The organism is Streptomyces sp. CB02056 (assembly GCF_001905545.1).
In the GTDB taxonomy this organism is placed as follows: Bacteria; Actinomycetota; Actinomycetes; order Streptomycetales; family Streptomycetaceae; genus Kitasatospora.
On record NZ_LIPD01000023.1, the window covers coordinates 127,486 to 145,635 of the forward strand.

General features: G+C 72.2%; 15 protein-coding genes. 10 read left to right on the forward strand and 5 right to left on the reverse strand.

Features of this window, described 5'->3' with window-relative positions; translation table 11 throughout:
• Window positions 1–248: 248 nt before the first annotated feature.
• Window positions 249–1,415, forward strand: coding sequence for a DUF6083 domain-containing protein (locus AMK13_RS38350; protein WP_143204750.1), 1,167 nt, complete (start codon window positions 249–251; stop codon window positions 1,413–1,415).
• Window positions 1,416–1,531: 116 nt separating this feature from the next.
• Here AMK13_RS38350 and AMK13_RS38355 read toward each other — a convergent pair whose 3' ends face one another.
• On the reverse strand, window positions 1,532–3,937 hold the full coding sequence (locus tag AMK13_RS38355; RefSeq protein ID WP_074006245.1) for a UvrD-helicase domain-containing protein: 2,406 nt from the start codon (window positions 3,935–3,937) through the stop codon (window positions 1,532–1,534).
• A 317-nt stretch (window positions 3,938–4,254) separates the two neighbouring features.
• Here AMK13_RS38355 and AMK13_RS38360 point away from each other — a divergent pair, with 317 nt between their 5' ends.
• Together AMK13_RS38360 and AMK13_RS43885 are read left to right on the forward strand one after the other, a co-directional pair.
• Entirely contained in the window at window positions 4,255–6,087 is a 1,833-nt protein-coding gene (locus tag AMK13_RS38360) for a hypothetical protein (RefSeq protein ID WP_074006184.1), read from the forward strand.
• 158 nt (window positions 6,088–6,245) lie between these two features.
• Window positions 6,246–6,383 carry a hypothetical protein gene (locus AMK13_RS43885; protein WP_158077799.1) on the forward strand — a complete coding sequence of 46 codons (138 nt, stop codon included), beginning with the start codon at window positions 6,246–6,248 and terminating at the stop codon, window positions 6,381–6,383.
• Between the two features lie 76 nt (window positions 6,384–6,459).
• Here AMK13_RS43885 and AMK13_RS38370 read toward each other — a convergent pair whose 3' ends face one another.
• Window positions 6,460–6,684 carry a hypothetical protein gene (locus tag AMK13_RS38370; protein WP_143204751.1) on the reverse strand — a complete coding sequence of 75 codons (225 nt, stop codon included), beginning with the start codon at window positions 6,682–6,684 and terminating at the stop codon, window positions 6,460–6,462.
• Window positions 6,681–7,625, reverse strand: a complete 945-nt coding sequence (locus AMK13_RS38375; protein WP_074006187.1) for a hypothetical protein — start codon at window positions 7,623–7,625, stop codon at window positions 6,681–6,683. Before AMK13_RS38375 ends, AMK13_RS38370 begins: the two co-directional genes overlap by 4 nt.
• 649 nt (window positions 7,626–8,274) lie before the next feature.
• On the opposite strand from AMK13_RS38375, the gene AMK13_RS41495 reads away from it, so the two are divergent.
• Complete coding sequence (locus tag AMK13_RS41495) at window positions 8,275–8,916, forward strand: sigma-70 family RNA polymerase sigma factor (RefSeq protein WP_107418975.1); 642 nt, start codon at window positions 8,275–8,277, stop codon at window positions 8,914–8,916.
• Window positions 8,913–9,677, forward strand: a complete 765-nt coding sequence (locus AMK13_RS38385; RefSeq protein ID WP_074006188.1) for a hypothetical protein — start codon at window positions 8,913–8,915, stop codon at window positions 9,675–9,677. The genes AMK13_RS41495 and AMK13_RS38385 overlap by 4 nt, the downstream gene beginning before the upstream one ends.
• A 305-nt stretch (window positions 9,678–9,982) precedes the next feature.
• Here AMK13_RS38385 and AMK13_RS38390 read toward each other — a convergent pair whose 3' ends face one another.
• A complete protein-coding gene (locus AMK13_RS38390; protein WP_074006189.1) occupies window positions 9,983–10,690 on the reverse strand; it encodes a DUF6215 domain-containing protein in 708 nt (235 codons plus the stop codon).
• A 519-nt stretch (window positions 10,691–11,209) separates the two neighbouring features.
• On the opposite strand from AMK13_RS38390, the gene AMK13_RS46490 reads away from it, so the two are divergent.
• Both AMK13_RS46490 and AMK13_RS46495 read left to right on the forward strand, forming a co-directional pair.
• Window positions 11,210–11,413 (forward strand): hypothetical protein, encoded by a 204-nt coding sequence (locus AMK13_RS46490; RefSeq protein ID WP_380719259.1) that lies wholly within the window; start codon window positions 11,210–11,212, stop codon window positions 11,411–11,413.
• A gap of 78 nt (window positions 11,414–11,491) precedes the next feature.
• Window positions 11,492–11,800, forward strand: a complete 309-nt coding sequence (locus tag AMK13_RS46495) for a BRCT domain-containing protein (RefSeq protein WP_443333960.1) — start codon at window positions 11,492–11,494, stop codon at window positions 11,798–11,800.
• A 991-nt stretch (window positions 11,801–12,791) separates the two neighbouring features.
• Here the strand turns inward: AMK13_RS46495 and AMK13_RS44390 are convergent.
• Complete coding sequence (locus AMK13_RS44390) at window positions 12,792–14,054, reverse strand: hypothetical protein (protein ID WP_074006192.1); 1,263 nt, start codon at window positions 14,052–14,054, stop codon at window positions 12,792–12,794.
• A 966-nt stretch (window positions 14,055–15,020) separates the two neighbouring features.
• On the opposite strand from AMK13_RS44390, the gene AMK13_RS38410 reads away from it, so the two are divergent.
• The 3 genes from AMK13_RS38410 to AMK13_RS38420 are packed head-to-tail and all read left to right on the forward strand — an operon-like array spanning window position 15,021 to window position 18,144.
• The gene (locus AMK13_RS38410; RefSeq protein ID WP_241853212.1) at window positions 15,021–16,130 is read left to right on the forward strand and encodes a bifunctional DNA primase/polymerase; all 1,110 of its coding nucleotides are present in this window, start codon (window positions 15,021–15,023) and stop codon (window positions 16,128–16,130) included.
• Entirely contained in the window at window positions 16,127–17,743 is a 1,617-nt protein-coding gene (locus AMK13_RS38415; protein WP_380719254.1) for a DNA primase family protein, read from the forward strand. The genes AMK13_RS38410 and AMK13_RS38415 overlap by 4 nt, the downstream gene beginning before the upstream one ends.
• A complete protein-coding gene (locus AMK13_RS38420) occupies window positions 17,740–18,144 on the forward strand; it encodes a DUF6009 family protein (protein WP_074006193.1) in 405 nt (134 codons plus the stop codon). Before AMK13_RS38415 ends, AMK13_RS38420 begins: the two co-directional genes overlap by 4 nt.
• The last annotated feature ends 6 nt before the right edge of the window (window positions 18,145–18,150 follow it).

The window sequence follows — 18,150 nt, forward strand, 5'->3', positions numbered from 1 at the left end:
AGGCGGTCGGGACTTCCTCACCCTCCCCGCCGCGTACGTGGACCACGTGCTCCTGCCGCCAGGCCAGGGTCCTCGCTGCGGCATGTTCCGCTGCCGCGCCTTGGCAACGGCCGCGCGAGACCGTGTCGGAGGCGTACGCGGCCTCGTTGAAGCATCGGCCCGACGTGGGGCCCGGGCGCGCCAGGGCATCTACGGGCCTGTCCATGGGCGACCAGTGCCGGTAGGTGGCGGAGCTTCGAGGTGAGCTGATGTCGGTTCTTGGCGAAGGCCCCGGGCCTGAGCCCGGTGGCCTGCGCAACGGGTGGATCCACCGCGGCAGCCCGTCGAAGGTCCTGCGCGCCCGTGCCGTGGGGCGCTGCAAGTGGTGCGGGAACGGGGTGGTCTGGTACGACCGGCACGACGGCGGGCGGATTCCGCTGGCCCCGGCCAGGTTCCCCGCGCACCGGGTCCCTCCCCGATTCCGGTGGAGCGTGGACATGGGCATGGCCGCCCCCGGGGCACTGTTCGGTGACTGCTTCCTCGCACACCCCGCGATCTGTCCGGCGATCGAGCACGAGGGCCTTCCGCGGGACATCGAGGATGTCGTGCGCGTGCTGGGCGTACGGATGCGGAAGTTGCTCGACTCCGGGGAGTTCGTTCCCGCCGACCCGCCGCTGGACGAGACCGAGGTCGCCGAGCCGGAACCCGCGGCCGCGGCCGGGGCGGGTGAGCGGCACGTGATGTGTCACGGGCCGCTGCTGCGGATCTGCCCGGGGAGGATCGAGGACCTGCAGTGCGTCGCGGAGGGAGCACCCGGGCAGCGGTGCGAACGCGCGGTGTTCAGTTCTGCCGAGGGGCGCTGGACGGAAGTCGACATTCCCGAGGCGAAGGGGCGTGCGGGGAAGTCGATCATGCTGACCTACCGCGGCAGGATGTGGGCCTGGGAGATCGACCCGCTGGACTTCCGGGAGGCCACACGATGGCTCTGGCAGAAGTGCCCCTCCCATGCGTCCGCCGCCGAGCTGCACGAGCGCGAGCTCGTGGACTTCTCCACGATCCGCCACCACGACTTCATCCTGAGGCGCCGGCCCGCCGGCTACGAGCACGCCGTCGAACGGCGGGAGAAGCCCGCTGCTGCGGGCACGTCGTCCGAGCGCACCCTGTGCGCGGGGGACGGGTGCCGCAACGGCACCATCACGCCGGTCGACGAGGGCTGGCTGTGCTGGCGGTGCGCGCCGAAGGTGCGACGGCGCCTGGCCACCTGGGGCCGGGTGCGGAAGGAGAGGGTCCTTCCGCACCCGGTCGCGGCGGTCGAGGACCTGGCCGAGTGGACTCCGGACCTGCCCGCGGCTTTCCTCCCGCACGAGCGCAGCGAAACGGAGCGGCTGGTCTGGGACGGCGTCCACGACGAGAACCCGGACGGTCCGCCGTTCTGATCCTCCGCCTGCCGAGACGGCCTGGCGCCTGGCCGGGGCAAACCCGTCGGGTGGGGCATCCCCTGGGAACCGCCCCCACCCGACGGTCTGTGGGCTGATGCCCTGCCGACGGGGTGTCAGCCCGCGGCCCTGGCCGCTGCCCGCAGGTGCGTGCGCAGCTGGCCGCGCAGACGGCCCAGGCTGGTCTTGGTGCCGAGGCGGGAGAGGAACTCGTCCGCGCCCCAGACCACCAGGTGGCCCTGGCGGGCGAGGTAGAGGCCGACCTGGTCGATGCCGTAGTCGTCGTCGTAGTCGAGCAGGAGGTAGCCGGCGAGCTGGTAGATCTCGTCCCGGCCGAGCCGCTGGGGACGGGTGCTGGCCTTGCAGTCCAGGAGCAGGCCGTCGAGGATGAAGTCGGCGTCGGCGCCGCCGATGTCCGCGCTGCCCGCGAAGCCCGGGCCGCAGACCCGGTCCTCGGAGGGCAGCGAGCGGAACGCCTTGAACGGTTCTTCGGCGAGTTCCATCTGCCGTCGGAGGTCTTCGACGACGTACGGCGGGACGTCGGCGCACAGCTGGTCGAGGGTCGTCGCCCCGGTGGCGCCTGCCAGCGGGTTGTGCCGGCGGAACTGCCCGCTGCGGAAGACGTCCTCGAAGTGCGCGGCGACGAAGCACAGCCGGCTCAGCTGTTCGTCGTCGAGCGCGGCGGGCCGGGCGAGGTACTCGTCCACCGTGGCCAGCAGCTCCAGCCCGGCGACGTGCAGGGCCATGCGGGCGTCGTCCGCGGGCGCTCCCACGTGCCGTTGTCCGAGGCCGGCGCCGTGGACACCCTGTACGACGGCTTCGCCCGGCGGGCGGCCCAGGGACAGCCGAAGCCGGTAGTCGACGGCGTGCCCGAGCGCCGGCCAGTCCGGGTACTGGACGTCGACGGGCTGAACCGGGTGCGGCAGGCCGGCGATGCGCCGCTGGTAGTCGGACACCACGGCGCCGCTTCCCGGCAGGTGTTCGGCCATGAACCGGGACAACGGCGACGTCGTGTACTGCAGCTGACCGGTCAGACTCAGGTGCACCATCGGGATACCGCCGATGGTGCCGTCCTTCTCCTCAACGGCCATCGCCTTCTCGTAGCCGCCCACCCAGGAAAGCCCTCGCGTGTCGAGCTGGTGGCGGGCCCGGGTGACCGCCACGTAGACGAGCCGCGCCTCGTCCAGCCGCATGGGCAGCTGCCGGCCCTCATCGGTCGCCGGCGGCGGTGCGAAGCCCTCGCCGACCCGCACGGTGTCCCACTCGCGGCCCTTGGCTTTGTGCACGGTGGAGACCGTGACCCTGGCGGCCTCCTCCGGGCTCAGGTGCGCCACGGCCTTGAGGATCAGGGGCGCCCCGTAGTCGTCGACCAGCTTGACGATCGCCTTCAGGTCCTGGCCGGCCTTGTCCTGCTCGACGTACTCCTGCACCTCGCCCCAGGAGTTGAACAGGAACAGCTCGGGGTGGCTGGTGCGGCGTCCCGCCTGGAGTTCGAGGGCGGCGTTCGCGATCCGCTCCAGGGCGCTGCCGCCGCCGGCCAGCGCGACCGGCACCCCGTCCTCCAGGAAGCCCAGGACCTCCTGCATCGCGTCCGCGTTGCCCCGGCACAGCACCGCGTCGGGTTCGTTCAGCGGTCCGAGCCGCGAGTCGACCGCTCCGGAACCGGTCAGGCGCAGGTCGGACTCCGCGTGCTTGAGCCACCGGTTGGCCTCCTCCGCGACCCGGGGGCCGAAGCGGAACGACTGCGTCAAGTGGAGGTGCTCGGCGGGGAAGCCCGTCATCACGTCCTTCGCCGAACGCCAGCCGTAGATCTGCTGGGCAGGGTCGCCGACGCAGATGCGCTGCGCCGTCTGGTTGAGGAAGATCTCCTCCAGTACCGGGTTGGTGTCCTGGGCCTCGTCCAGCAGGATGAAGTCCGCCGACAGCACCGGCTCGCCCATCGCCCACATCTTCATGTAGAAGTCGTGTTCGAAGCGGAGCCTGCCGTCCAGGGACTGGATGTCGTCCCACGCCTTCACCGCATAGGGCAGCAGCGTCCGGGCGGCGAAGTCCTGGCCCTGCGCGCTGAGACCGTTCAACCGGTCCATGTGCCGGGCCATCACCTGGCGGTCGGTCGTGTAGCAGAAGCGCCGCACCATGCCCATCACCAGCCGGGCCTGGTGGGCGATCGTGATCTTGGTGCCTTCCACCATCAGGTCGCTCGTGATACCGAGCAGCCGCGCGGTCTGCTTCGCCGGGATCCGCGCGGACGACTCCAGCCGCGGCCCGTAGTTCTTCCCCACCGCCTTGAAGGCCAGCGAGTGCGCCGTCCGGCACTCCACGTTCCAGTCGAAGCGCCCTCGGGCATCGTCCGCGATGGCCCGGTTGAACGAAATGTACAAGCCACGCTTCTTCGTGGCGGAACCCATCAGCATCAGGGTCGAGGTCTTGCCCGTACCGGCACCCGCCACCAGAGCCAGATCCCGGCCGGCGACGAACACCTCCCTCGCGGCCTGCTGCTCCTCGGTCGGTTTCATGGCCATGCGGTCCTCCTCGGTGTGCGGCTTCATGTACCGCGATCACAGAGGATCACCAGATGGAGACGCACCGTCAAGGCGATCTTCTGGGGCGTGGCCGTCTCCCTCGGTCCCGCCGTCGGCCGGGCGGTGCCGCCAGAGCCGCTCTGCCGGGCCTGCTCCCGACGGCTTCGAAGCGGGAACACCAGGGGCGCGTCGTCAACGGCTGCGACGAAGGAATCAGCCGATCCGGCGTACCACCGCCACGACTCGTGCCCTCCCGAACCGGTCCTCGTTGCCCTCCGCGACATAGGTACAGCCTCACCTGAAAGGGGGAACCCGGCATGCGGGTCATCATGGAGGCGCAGCGGTTCGAGTTCGAGGGCCGGTGGGTTGAGCGACGGCTCGCCGCGGGCTGGGCCGCGGTGGTGGGTGAGAGCGGTGCCGGCAAGTCCACCGGGCTCGAGGCGCTCTTCCTGACCTTCGGTCCGACGCCCTGCCTGAAGGCGATGCCGGCCGCGAGGGCCTGCAGCCGCCTGGCCGTCACGATGTCGATCGGCGACTCCCGGTGGAGCATCACCTACAAGCCGGGCGCCTCCAGCGTCGAGTTCGAGAACTCGGGCGATGCTGGTACTCCGCCGGTCCGGTTGCCCTTGGTGTCCAGGGATCCGGACAAGCCCACCGCGGGCCGGTTCCTGCTCGACCAGCTCAAGATCCCCGTCCTGCGGGGGAACGGCAGGGAACTCTCCTTCGAGCACATCCTGCCGTTTGTGTACGTGCGTCAGGCCACCGCCGGGGTCACCTACCTCGGCGGGCTGAAGCCGGAGCTGCGGGAGCTGGCCGTCAAGGCGCTGCTCGGCCTGCGCGAGGACGCCATCGAGGCCGCCCGCACCCGTCTACGGGCGGTCCGCCGGGAGCTCGCCGCCACCCGCCGGGAGCTAGTCGGCTACGAGGCGCTGCGCGACAAGCTCGGCTTCACCACGCCCGAGGAGCTCATCCAGCGCCGGCACCAGGCAGAGCACGACCTCGCCCAGGCCCGCGAGGCTGCCCGTGGCACCGCTGGTGAGCTCAGCGCCGCCCACGGCCGCTTGCAGGAACTGCGCGACACCGCGAGGAAGACCCATGGCGACACAGGCGCCGCGGACGAGGCCGCCGACCGCGCCGAGGAGCACCTTCGCGAGGCGCTGCGGCGCGTGGGCCAGGCCGAGGGTCGTCTCGCGGCCCTGCGCGAGCCCGCTCCCTCCGCTTGCCCGGTGTGCCGCCGCCGACTGCGTCCCGTGCCGGACGACGTCTGCCGGATGTGCAAGGAGCCCCACCCCGGACGGCGCCCGCAGGGCCCGGACCTCGCCGAGCTGCTGCGCGAGGCCGAGCAGGCTCTGGCGGCCGCACGCCGCACGTGCGATGCCCGAAGGCAGGCCGCGGCCGAGGCCCGAGGGCTTTCGGCGGCCGCGCACCGGGCGGTGCGGGAGGCTCACCGGGCGGCGGACGCCTTCGCCGACGGGGTCGTGGAACCGCTGCGGCGTGCCGCCCTAGATGCGGAGAAGCGTGTCCAGGAGCTGGCCACGCTGGCCGAGCAGCTGGCCGAACGGGTCGAGGAACTCGGCACCGTCGACGTCCAGCGGGCGGCGCTCGCACGGCTGGAGGAGGAGGCGCGCACGGCGTCGGAGGCGGTGAACGAGGCGGAGTCCGAAGCCCGCCAGCGGGTGGCCGACCTCCTGAAGCGGTGGTCGGTCCTGTTCGCCCGACGCATGGCACGCGCGGGCGGCCAGTGGCGCCACGCGTACATCGCCGAGAGGGGTTTCACCCCGGTCGTCAACGGCGAGGCCTTCGACTCGGTATCGGTCGCCGGGGCGACCTTGGCGCTGGTCGAACTCAACGCCCTGCTGAGCCTGAGGGACCTTGGCCAGGAGGTCCCGGGCAGCAGCGTACCCGGCCTGCTCGTCGTGGATTCCGCGCTGGTCGGACTCAGCGACACGCCTTCGGACCTCGCCGTGCGGACCTACCTCCTGGAAGCCTTCGCGGAGGCCGCGCGCGGCGAGGGACCGTTGTCCCAGGTCGTGACGGCCTCTCAGGAGCTGGTCGGGGAGGTCCCGGGTGCCCGTCGGACCGTGGTCAGCAGGACCGCCCCGTACATCCCGGAACTCGTCCTCCCGGATGCCAGGTCCGAGCCGCAGTAGGCAGCCTCCGCGCGTACAGCGCGCCGTACGCCCGCGGTGCGACGTTGCCGAGTGCCAGCTTGCTGCGGCCGCCGGTCGGACACCGGCGGCCGCAGCGCCTGCTTGTGGTGTGCTCGTCGGGCTCGGTGCGCGCAGCCGGGTATGCCCTCTCCGCCCTGATGCCCACACCCGACGAGGTCGCCGCCCGCCTTCGCCTCGTCGGCCTGATCCCCCACGACCCGGGGACCGGCGGATGGCGTGCCCCGGACGGGCGGACGATCCGCCTCGACCTCCTGGACGGCATCACCCGCGAGTGATGTGCCGTCCCTGCGAGCTGCGTTGCAGGCCATCGTCGGCGGCCCGCTCCGGTCAGTGCGACTTCGGATCGCGACGTCAGCCGTTCCGACGTCGGAGGGCTCGTACGCCGAGGTCGTAGGCCATGGAGCCGAGTGCGAGGACGACGAGCGGCCACACCAGCGGGGAGTCGGGCGGCACGGTGCCGGACAGCAGGGCGCCGGTGACGGAGCCGGTGCTGGCCATGGCGGTGCAGGTCGGTACGGCGGGCACGCGCACCAGCGGGCCGAGCCCCGTCCTGGGAGCAGCTGGCCGCCGGTTCATCGGGTCACCGCGGCGGCGAGGGCGAGCTCGGTGTGCCTGTCGCCGATTCGGGAGAGTTTGCGGCGGACTCGGTCGCCGGCCTCGGCCGCCAGGTCGAGGTCGAGGGCGGCGTCGGCCCAGCTGCCCCTGCGGGTGGCCCAGAGGCTGGCGACGGCGGCCTCTGTCGCGTTCAGGCTGCGGAAGACGGCATCGATGCGGGGGTTGGCGAGGCAGCGGTCCAGTGCGAGGGCGTCGGCTGCGGCCCGGTCCGGAAGGACGTCCCGGAGTGTCACGCCGTCACGGTTCGGGGTCTCCAGCAGCCACACCCGTTCGGCGCTCCGTTCGCGGACCTCGCCATCGGGGCCTCGTCGGCGGAAGCCGCCGGTCTTACGCTCCCACAGAGGGGTCCATCGTCGGCGTTCGGCGGCGGTGTTCGCCCGCAGGATCGCCAGCAGTTCCGGGTCGGCGAGGTAGCTGCCGAGGTGGTCGACCCAGTCTCCGAACAGCATGGAGGTGACCGCGTCCCTCCACTGTTCGGGCCGTACGTGGCCGAGGACGTTACGCGTGAAGTTGTCGACGGTGGCGTGGTCGCCCTCGATCGCGGCCCACCGGGCGGACAGTGCGGCCAGCAGGGTCTCGCGGGTCGGCGGCCAGTCGGAGATGAATCTCCACCACATTCCGACGCCGATCCAGCCTGCCGGGACCTTCTTCACCAGGTAGAAGAACACCCCTTGCGGCACCCGCCTGATGGTCACCGGTCCAGTGGGGATGCCGACCTTCCCGCCGGTCCTTCCCAGCATCAGGAGACGGAGGGCCTCTCCGCTCCTGTAGCGGTAGTCGGAGTCGGAGTCGGGGAGCGGGCCCGTCTTCCAGCACTGGACCGCACGGCCGGTCCAGTGCAGCGGGTCCTGAAGAGCGGCCAGCCCCGCCGGGAGGGTGCAACCCCGGGCTTCGGTGGTCATCTTGTTCTCGGTCCTCCGTCTCCTGGGGAGCTTCCCCTACTCTTCGCCCCGGCAGCGGGCCGAAACGACAAAGAATCTTGACCCTGCGGACGTGTCCTGCATCACACCAGGGGGCGGTCGGGCGAGGCGCGCCCTGTGCGGGGCTGGGAAGTGGATCGCGCCGCGGTGCCGGGTCGGGCCGCTCGGCGGTGCCTCGCACGCCCAACAACGGTCACGCCGTGGCCGGCGGCGGAGATGAAGTCCTCGGCGGCCGCCGAGGTGAGGGCCGCGGCTGTGATCACGCGGGGTCGGCAGTTGCTCGCCGAGGGCGTTCGGCGGCTGCCACCCTGAGTGAGGTGGGCGGGCGACCGCCTTCGCGCCGGCGGGCCGGGCTGCGCCGATGACCACCTTGCGGGTCCGCGGCACCGGGTGCGCCCTGGATCGTTGTGGTTCGGTTTGGTCCGGCCGTGACCAAACGGTGTGCTCGGGCGACCGGAGGTGCGTGGCGGGCGGGGGTCGGTCGGTCAAGATGCTTGATCTTCCGTCAGATTTGTTCAACTTCTGCCCAGCCTGCAGGAACGGGGTGTCCGGTCGGTTTCCTGGTCTCGAACAGGCCCCGCGGCCCGGGCCGAGGGTCGGTCCGGGGTCCGGGGCGGGAGGACGGAAGACCATGGTCGGCATCGACGGCGGCGGCCGCGCTGATGCGCACGATGACGCCCCGAGCCCGCAGGTACACCAGGACCCTCCCGAGCCGACGCCCGACTCCGGGACCGGGGACCTCGCGGCGGACACCACGCTGCCCGACGAGCTGGTCGCCCTGATGGTGATGCACGGCGAGGCGTACTGGGAGTACGCCCGCCTGCACCTCGGCGACTCCGACGCCGCCGACGGCCTGGTCGACGACGTCTTCGCCGACCTCGCCGCCACCTGGGACACGGTGCTGCGCCAGGAGAGCGTCGAGGAGTTCTGCTGGGGCGTGCTGCGGGCGACGGTCGACGACGCCCTGGAACGCCGCGCCAGGCCGTCGGCCTTCACCGAGGCCGCGTTCGCCGTCGCCATGGACGACGCCCGGGAGGCGTTCCAGGCGTTGGAGAGCGGGATCGGGCTGTTCGCGGCAATCGGCGACCTGCCGGGCAGGCAGCACGACGTGGTCGTGCTGACCTATGTCCTCGGCTACCCCATCGTCACCGCCGCGCGAATCATGGGTATCACCCAAGGCGGGGTGTACAGCCTGCGCCGCGACGCCCGCCGCCGGCTCGCCGCGGCGCTGGGTCTGGATGAACAGACTGCCGAGGAGGCGGAAGAACAGTGATCGACATCCGCAGCGCCGTCAACACGCGGGCCGACGCCGTCCGCGAGGCCACGGACCCCAGCCGGACCTGGGCGCCGCTCGCGGAAGTCCGCCTGCCGGAACCTGAAGGCAGGAGCCGGGCCGCCGCCTGCCTGGACGACGCACCGGCCCGGATCGCCGCGCGCCTCGCGCTGCGGACCCCGGCGCAGCCCTCACTCTCGGTGGTGGCGCGTCTGGACCGCGCCAGGTTCGAGCTGCTGGCGCTGTGCCACCTCGTGGTGGAGGACGTCCAGGCCCCAGGTTGGATCAGCGCGCTGGCTGACACGCCGGCGATCGAGCCGCATGGTGCGCTCGTGCTCGGCGCGCTGTGCCACCTCGCCGTCCACGAGGGAGACGCCAAGGACGGCGCGATGATTCGCCACTCGCTGGCGGACGGGCCGCGCACGTGGTGGCAGCTGGCCGCCGGAGCCGGATGCTTCCAGGCCGCCTACGCGCTCACCCTGCTGTCCGCGGGCCGCGGAGACCAGCGGGAGGCGCGGCACTGGCACGACCAGGCCTGCCAGCTCGCCGGCCACCGGGACGTCCGAACGGCGGTCCTGGCCGCCTACGACGGCTTCCAGCCCACCCACGGCCTGTGCCCGGCCATCCGCGAGGCCCTGGCAAGCCTGCCGACCAGCCGCGACCCGGACTTCGGACGAACCCCCGCGGTCGACCCGGGGCCGCTCGCCGAAGCACTCCGCCGGCACCGCACCGGCACCTGCTGCCGCCCCGCGACGCCGTAGACGGCCCGGAGCACGAGGCGGCCGTGGTGAGGCCGTCCCGATCGGCAGCCGCCGACCGCTGGCGTCGACCACGCAGCGCGCCACATCGGGGAGGACCGAGCGACCATCCAGCCTGACCACCAGGGCGCGGCCGCGCCGAGGCCGGCGCCCACCGGCGCTGGGGGTGCGAGAGCATCGGGCAGACCGAGCACGCCGATGACAACCCGGTCTGGGACGCGGTGTTCCCGCCCACCACAGGACACTGGGCGAAGCGGCCCCGCGGCGGCTGGCCGCGGTCGGGCGGTGCTGTTGCACCGGGCGCTGCGTCAGGTGGCGACCCAGCCGGGGATGGTCGGCAGTACGGTCTCGGCGAGCCGGGTCAGCGTCTCGTGGTCGATGCCGGTTCCGTCCTGCCGGATGACGGCGAGTTCGAAGATCGGGCCGAGGTAGTCGGTGGGGTCCTGGGCGACCATGAGGGTCTGGGCGTCGGGCCCGGGCACGGTGACCGGCTTCCCGTTCTCGTCGTGCTCGGGGGCGAAGTTGAACGTGCCGGTCGTGTAGATCGCAGCGGGGTGGCCGAGGACGGTCGTCTTCGTGGTGGATTCCGGGTGCATCCCGAACTTCTCGTCGATCGAGGCGTAGCCCTCCGCGAGGGCTACGGCCGAGTGCCGCAGGCGCACCTCCGCAGTCGGCTTCCACTGGAAGCTGTTCGGTATCGGGCGCGCGGTCACGACGGGGTCGGTCGGTGTGCCCAGCAGGGTGGGCAGGTCGGGGCGGTTCAGCGCGGCGCACAGGGTCGCGGTCCGCTGCGGGTCGTTCGGTTCAGGGGGCGTGCAGGCGACCGGTCGAGCCGGTTCGGTCGGCTTGGCCTGCTCGGTCGGGTTCGTCGGTCCGGAGAGCTGTCCGGTGCCCCATAGTCCGGCCAGCACCGCGCCGAGCACGCCGGCTGCGGCGGCTACCTTGAGGCCTGCCCGGTCGGTATCCCGCTTGACCTCCTTCTCGACCTTCTCGACGGCGACGTTGTCGGTTTCCACGTCTGAACCCCTCTGTACGAACAATTCGATCGTGATCATAGTGTCCCTATCAGGCCTCTGGCCTGCGGGTATTCCCGGCTGCGGCGGCGACTCAGCCGCCGGAGCACTCCCTCGACGCCCCAGCAGCAGTGCCGAATCGGTGCGTCTGACACCGTGCTCCCTTGCCGTTCCCGCGCGCCGTACCACCCTGCGGGGAGCCGCGGGCAGGGGGACCCGGTCGTACCCGCCCTGGACAAAAGGGACCCCATGGGGGAGTGCTTGAAGCCGCCGATGCCGCCGATGCCGCCGCCGGAAGGCTCGACATCGAGGGCCTCGGCGGCACCCGGGCCGTCCGGCTCGTTGAAGCCGGCCTGGTCGCGGACCTCGCCGCCCTGGTCGCCCTGACCCGTGAGCGGTTTCTCGGCCTGGAGCGGATGGGCGGGACGGGTACCCGACGGCCTGCTCGCCGCGATCGGAGCCGCCCGGTCCCAGCCGCTCAGTCCGGTTTCCTGCGCCCTCGGTGCGCGCGCCGGGTGGACGATGTCCCGTCGGATCGCCGCGTTCTTCGGGTCGATGGCGGAGATCCGTGCCGCCGGCGCCGAGGCCCTACCTGGTGTCGACGGCGTCGGTGCCGAGAAGAGCCGCGTCGTCGCCGTCGAACTCGCCTGCCTCGCCATGCTGCTGGACCTCCTTGTCGTCCTTGGTGCTGGCACCTCCGTCAGCGGCCCCGCGGCCGCGGCCTGAAGCGACGTCGAGAACGCGGTGGCCGGCGGCGGTGGGCTCGCGGGGGAGGCGGTGGTCGTCACGGGCAGCGTGACCGGTGTGCTGGCCGAGCTGTCCCGCAACGAGTTGAACGAGCTGATCGAACGCGCGGGCGGCAAGACCTCCTCCTCGGTCTCCAAGTGCGCCACCCTCCTGGTCGTCGGGGAGACGGCCGGCTCCAAGCGCGCCATGGCCGAGGATCTCGGCGTCCCTGTCCGCCCCCCGGGCGAGTTGCCGACCGCCCCACCGCCTGCCTGCCGTAGACCGGCACGGCCGTCGTGTACGCCGGCTCCGTCGAGGCCGGCGACGTCCGCCATGAACTCGTGGACCGAGCCGGTCCCGCGGTTGCCAGGCATGCCCGAGCTGTAGTGCCAGGGAGCATGAACGGGGCCGGGCCCGACCGCTGCTGGCGGTTGAGCCCGGCCCCGTCGATGGTGTCCGGACGCCTATGCCCTATTCAAGCCCACAGCGTTCCTGCCCGAGCCGGTTCCCCGGGAGGGATCGCCATGCACGAGGCGCGAGGTGCCCCCGGACGGGGTGGAGGCGCTGGGTGAGGAGGTTGCATGGAGCGCACCCCGAGTACGGCCTGGCCGGTCGGGTCGATGCCCGCGACGACCGTCAGGTGCTGCCCGGGTGCTCGGGGTGCAGCCCCCGGCTGTTGTCAGAGGCTGCTAGTGATCATGGTCCCGGTGTGGTTGCCGGGGATGGTGGTGAGGTTGAGGGTTTCGGGGGTGGCCCAGGTGCCGTCGGCGTGGCAGGCGGTGAGCAGGACCTTGTTGTCGGTGGTGGCGATGGCGAACTGGGCGTTGGCGTCGACGGTGGCGGCGCTGATGCTGGTGCCGGTGATGTCGCCGATGACGCCGCGGAGGGAGGCGGCGGGTGATGGCGACGGAGGTCACGGGCGCGGTGGCGCCGGCGTCGGCGACCGATCCCCAGGTGCCCCAGTTCCCGGCGGCGGTGCGCAGGGTGTGGTGGACCTTGCCGCCGGTCACGGAGGTCGAGCAGGGCGCGCACCGCGATCCGGGAGACGGACGGGCCGAAGTCGTGGGCGGTGACGGTCTGCCGCAGGTCATCCGCTTCATCGAGGTCGCCGAGCTCCGGCTCCGAGGCCAGCGCGGCGTCCGCCACCGCGACCGAGGCGCGCCGCACCGCCCGGACGATCGCCGCATCCCGGGGCCCGTCCTGGTCGTAAGCCGCCTCCTGCAGGTCGGCGAGCTGCTGCTGGAGCTCCCAGCGCTGCTCCGCCGAGTGCTCCACGACGTGCAGCAGAACGCACTCGGCCACCTTGACCCAGGGCAGGTCGCGCTGACCAGTGGGGATGTCGGCGAGCCAGACGGCCAGAGTCGACCTCCACCGGACATCACGCAGAGCGTCGTCCGTCGCCAGGAGGGCGCGCACCAGGCCCGTCGAGGGGCCGCCGATCCGGCGGGCCACCTGCAGCAGGCCGAGCAGCACCTGCTCCTCGGCCTGCTCGAAGGCGTCCTTGTTCGCGGTGAGCCACGCCAGGGCACGCTGCGGGTCCACCGTGGCGACCCGATCCAGGTAGGGCTGGGCGGGCCAGCGAGCGGCCTCCGGCAGGAGGCGCCGGGCGCTGATCAGGTCCATCCACCCGGGGCTGACGGCGTGGGTGAAGAAGTACCGGACCGCGCGGCTGCTGGAGCGCGGCCACCGCCTCGGCGTCCTCCACGGTCGGAGCCTCGGCGTGCACGAGTGCAACCAGCAGCGGTGCCAGGTCGGGCAGGTCGAGCACGAGCTGCTCGACGTGCGCCACCAAGTCGGCGAACAGCCGGCGGGTGCTCTCTTCCCCGTCGCCGGAGCTGCCGTGCAGCACGCCGGACGTCGCCCGATAGAAGCGCGCCCACGCGGCGAAGGCCTCCTGCTCGCCGTCGCCGGGGGCCGTCCCCGTCCGCTGCCGGACGATCTGCGTCAGCTGACGCCGCCGAAACGCCCCGCCGTCCTGCTGCTCCCGGACCCGGTACGCGAAGGCCTCGCGCAGCCCGGCCAGAGCATCCGGCAGGGCGGCGCGCGCGGCCGCGCCGGAGTCCCGCCGGGCCTGCTGCAGCCGGCGCAGTACCGCCACGAGCTCCCGCTGCTCCTCCGAGCTGGAAGGGAGGGTCTCCAGCCGGGCGACGGCGGCGAGGAAGTCACGCTCGGCGTCGTACTCGGGCCTCGGATCGATTGGCACGGGAAGCCGTTCGGCGGGCATCCGGATCAGTCGCTGGACTCCGGCCCCGATGCCAGCCCGCGGTTCCAGGGCGTCGGGCACGTCGGCCGCGCCGTCGAGCACGGCGTGCAGCTTCTCCAGTGGGCCCGTCATGCCGGCCGGCTTCTTCAGGAGCGCCTCGACCTCCCGGTTGACCTGCTCCTGCGCGTCGCGCGGCCCCTCAAAGTCTTCGCCGGCTTCCTTGAGGAGGCTGTCGAGTGCGGACCGGCAGGAGGCAAGCACGCTCTCCATCGGCTGCGACCAGCGGCCGGGCTCAGCGAGCTTCTGCCGGGCGTCCCGGAGGTGTCCGAGCGCCCGCAGCCCGTTGGGGCCCATGGCGGTGAGGGCGTCGGCGGTGAGGGAGCCCTCGGCCAGCCGGGAGGCGTCGATGCCCGTGCCGGGCGCACCGTGAAGGGTCACCGGGCCACGCTAGCAACTTCCCTGCCGGGCACGGCTTCGGCGGCCGGGGTGAGCGGCATCAGGCCCTGAAGGTCTTGCCGGTGGCCGCGGTGACCAGGACCGTGCCCGGCTCCGGCAGCACGGGGATCTCGCCGCCCTACTGCTCGCGAACTCGCCCCCTGGGTCCAGGAGCGCCGGGCCGTAGCGTGGGCCGAGGACCTCGCCACGCAGGCCGAGGCCTTCCTGGGGGACGACACTCCGTAGGCCCGGACCTGTGGTCAGCGGCCAGCAGTGCGCCGTCAGGGACGCCGACGCGCTCCTCTCTTTTCGGCGCGGTGACCTCCGGAGGCGGTAAAGCCTGAACCTCGTTCGAGTTTGCGGGGGACCTGTACGTGGCGGTGACCCGGGTGCCCGGAGGGAAGGGTCGGGGCACCCGGACCCCCGAGCGACTGAACGGCAGCGACCGAAGCGACCGAAGAACCGTGTTCACCCGTGACCTGTGTGCGCGACACGCCGGAAGCGACCCTGCGAGGGGCCAGGGGCGCTTCGGTCGCTGCCGTTCAGTCGCTGTGAAAACATGCAGGTCAGAGGGCCTTTCGGATACGGATCAGCGACCGAAGCGACCGAAGGTCCGGTATATGAGGACATTCGCGTGTGCGCGTGTGCGTCATAGACCCGGGCTTGAGTCGCTTCAGTCGCTGATCTTTCCTGATCAGTCGCCTGACCTGCGGAAATACAGGTTCCTGCGGAAGGAGCGACCAACGGTGCTGAGTCGCTGGATCTCGGCTCGGTCGCTGGCCGTAGAGCCCCCCACGGGTTGCCCGACTCCGGCTCCGCACTCGGCTAGTCTGTCTGGGCTATGTTCTGGGCTTGAGTCGCTTCAGTCGCTGTCTCATCGATGGTGAGCCTCTGACCTGGTCTTTTGTTCCAGCGAACCAACCAGCGACCGAACACCGAGCAGCGATCGAGAACAGGAGAGGGACCAGCGTGACGGCGCCGAAGGCCGTGGGGAGCGACCGAAGCGACCGACCGGGCAGAAAGCCCCGGTCGCTGGCCGTCGCCCAGTGGTGCGCGGCTCAGGGCTGGCCCGTGCACCCGCTCGCCCCCGGCCGCAAGACCCCACCCGCCAACTGCCCCGCCTGCCAGGCAAACGCCCACGCCGCCGACGCCTGCCAGTGCCACGCAGCCGGCCGCTGGTGCCACGGCTTCCACGCGGCCACCCTCGACCCCGATCTCCTCGACGCCTGGTGGAAGACCAACCCGGGCTTCGGCGCGGGCGTCGCCTGCGGTCCCGCCCGCCTCGTCGTCCTCGACGTGGACACCCACACCGACGCGGTCCCCGCCCGGGACCGGATCCTGCCCGGCATCCCGATCCACCAGGACGTCCCCCTCGAAGGGCTCGCCTCCGGCTACCACAGCCTCGCGCTCCTGGCCGCCCTCCACCAGGCCGACGACCCGACCACCGACACCGGCACCCTGCGCGTACGCACCCCGTCCGGAGGCCTGCACATCTGGTACCTCGACCACGCCGGCCTCGAGTTCACCTGCTCCACCGGATCCTCCAGCACCCGCGCCCTGGCCTGGCAGGTCGACGTCCGCGCCCACGGCGGCTTCATCGTCGCCCCCGGCACCACCACCCACACCGGAACCTACGACCCCCTCCCAGGCGCGAAGACCCCCGCCCCGCTCCCGCAATGGCTCAGCGACAACCTGGTGCGCACCGGCCACCTCAAGGACAAGCCCGTCCCGCTGCCCACCGTCCAGCCCGCAGCGCCCCCGCGGGCGCGCCAAGCCGTCCTCGCGGCGGGCGGCGGGCGAACCGGGGCGAACCGACTGCTCGAACCCCTCCTGCAGGACGTGGCGAACTGCGCCGCCGCGCCGGAGGGCACCGGCTTCACGGGCAAACTCAACCGTGCCGCCTTCACCGCCGGAGGCCTCGCCGCCGCCGGCCACCTCACCCACACCGAAGCCGAGCAGACGCTTCTCGCCGCCGCGCTCGCCGCCCGCCCCGCGCGGGACCGACACAACCGCACCGTGATCCGTGCCGGGCTCGCCGCCGGCGCCCGCCGGCCGCTGCACCTGGAGGCGCGGGGATGAACGACATGATCCCTCCCGGCCAGGGCTTCGACCCCGTCAGGGCCGCCCAGCACATCCTGGCCCACCAAGGCATCCCCGGGGTCCTTCCCCCGCAGTCCGCCGCCGCGGTGCAGGACAGCCTGCTTGACTTCCAGCCACCGCCCGCGCCGGCGGTGCCCGCCCCCATGACGACGGCACCCGTGATGACCGCCCGGCAGCCCGAGCCCGCCGGCGCCGAGGCGACCGCACACGGCCTCCTGCCGGACTCCCTGTCCGACCGCGGCAACGCCAAACTGTTCGTCCACCTCTACGGGGGCGACTACCGCCACGTCCCCGGCCTGGGCTGGTACCGGTGGGCCACGCACCGCTGGCAGATCGACGAGGACGACACCGTCCTGTGGGCCGCCGGAGAGATGGCCGAGGCCATCTCCACCCACGACCCGCGCGGCATCCACACGAACTCGGACCTGCGCCGCCACCGCCGCCGCGCGCTGTCGACCTCCGGCATGAACGCGATGCTCGCCCAGGCGAAGTCCGCCCCCGGCATGGTCCTCAACGCCGCCCTGCTGGACGCCGACCCCTACGCCCTGTGCACCCCCGGAGGCGTCGTCGACCTGCGAACCGGGACGATCGCCGCCCCGGACCCCACCCGCCACCACCACTCCCGCTCCACCACCCTCGCGCCCGCCCGCATGCCCACCCCGCGCTGGGACCGCTTCCTCACCGACACCTTCGGCGACGACAAGAACGGCCGCCAGACCCGCGACTTCCTCCACCTGCTCCTCGGCTACTCGATCAGCGGCGACGTCGGCGCCCAGGTCATGCCCTTCCTCTACGGCCAGGGCAAGAACGGCAAGTCCGTCCTCCTGGACGTCATGATCCAGCTCCTCGGCGACTACGCGGACGCCGCGCCGCCCGGCTTCCTCATGGCCAAGACCTTCGACGGCCACCCCACCGACCTCGCCGAACTCCACGGCCGACGCATCATCGTCTGCTCCGAACTCAAGCCCGGCGACCGCTTCGACGAAGCCCGCGTCAAACTGCTCACCGGCGGCGACAAGATCAAGGCCAGAAGGATGCGACAGGACTTCTTCTCCTTCGCACCCACCCACAAGCTGTGGCTGCTCGGCAACCACCGCCCGGAGGTGGGCACCGGCGGCTTCGCGTTCTGGCGCAGGATGCGCCTGATCCCCTTCGAACGGGTCGTCCCCGAAGAACGCAAGATCGACAACCTGGCGTACGTCCTCGTCGCCGAGGAAGGCCCCGGCATCCTCGCCTGGCTCATCGAGGGCGCCCGCCGCTACTTCGCCGGCGACAAGAACCTGGCCGGCCCGGAAGCCGTCCAGACCGCCACCACGGCGTACGCGGAGACCGAGGACCACGTCGGCCGCTTCCTCAAGGAGGCCTGCCGGGTCGGCGACGGGATGCGCGCCGAGCAGGCCCAGCTCTACGGCGCCTACACCCGCTGGTGCGGCTCGGAGGGGTCCAACCCGGTCTCCGCCCGCGCGTTCGCCGCACGAGTGCGCGAGACACTGGGTATGACCTCCCCGAAGGAGATGGTCCTGTCCAACTCGCGTAAGTTCTACCCGGGCATCGGCCTGATCACCGACGACACAGAGGAGCAGCCGACGTGAGCGCGCTGATCGACCCGTCCGAGCTCGCCCACGAAACCGACCTCGTCTGGCTCGAGGACACCACCGACCTCGACTACGTCCGCCAGTCCCTCGACCGCCTCACCAGCCGCCGCAGCCGCCCCGCCTACCACCGCGACGGCCGCATGGTCGGCTACGCGCTCCTCGGCCCCGACGCCAAGTCCTCCCGGGCCTCCGGCACCTTCCGCCGCCGCGTCTTCTGGCTCCTGCCCCACGACCGCGACCAGGAACCCCACGGCCTCTACTCCACCGGCGCCCCCTCCGAAGCCGTCGACCCGCGCACCGTCGCCCCCGGCATCAAGGGCTACAAGACCGAGCGCTCCGAAGGCGGCCCCGCCTCACCCGCCATGCTCGAACTCGGAATAACGCTCCCGAAAGCCTGACGCCCC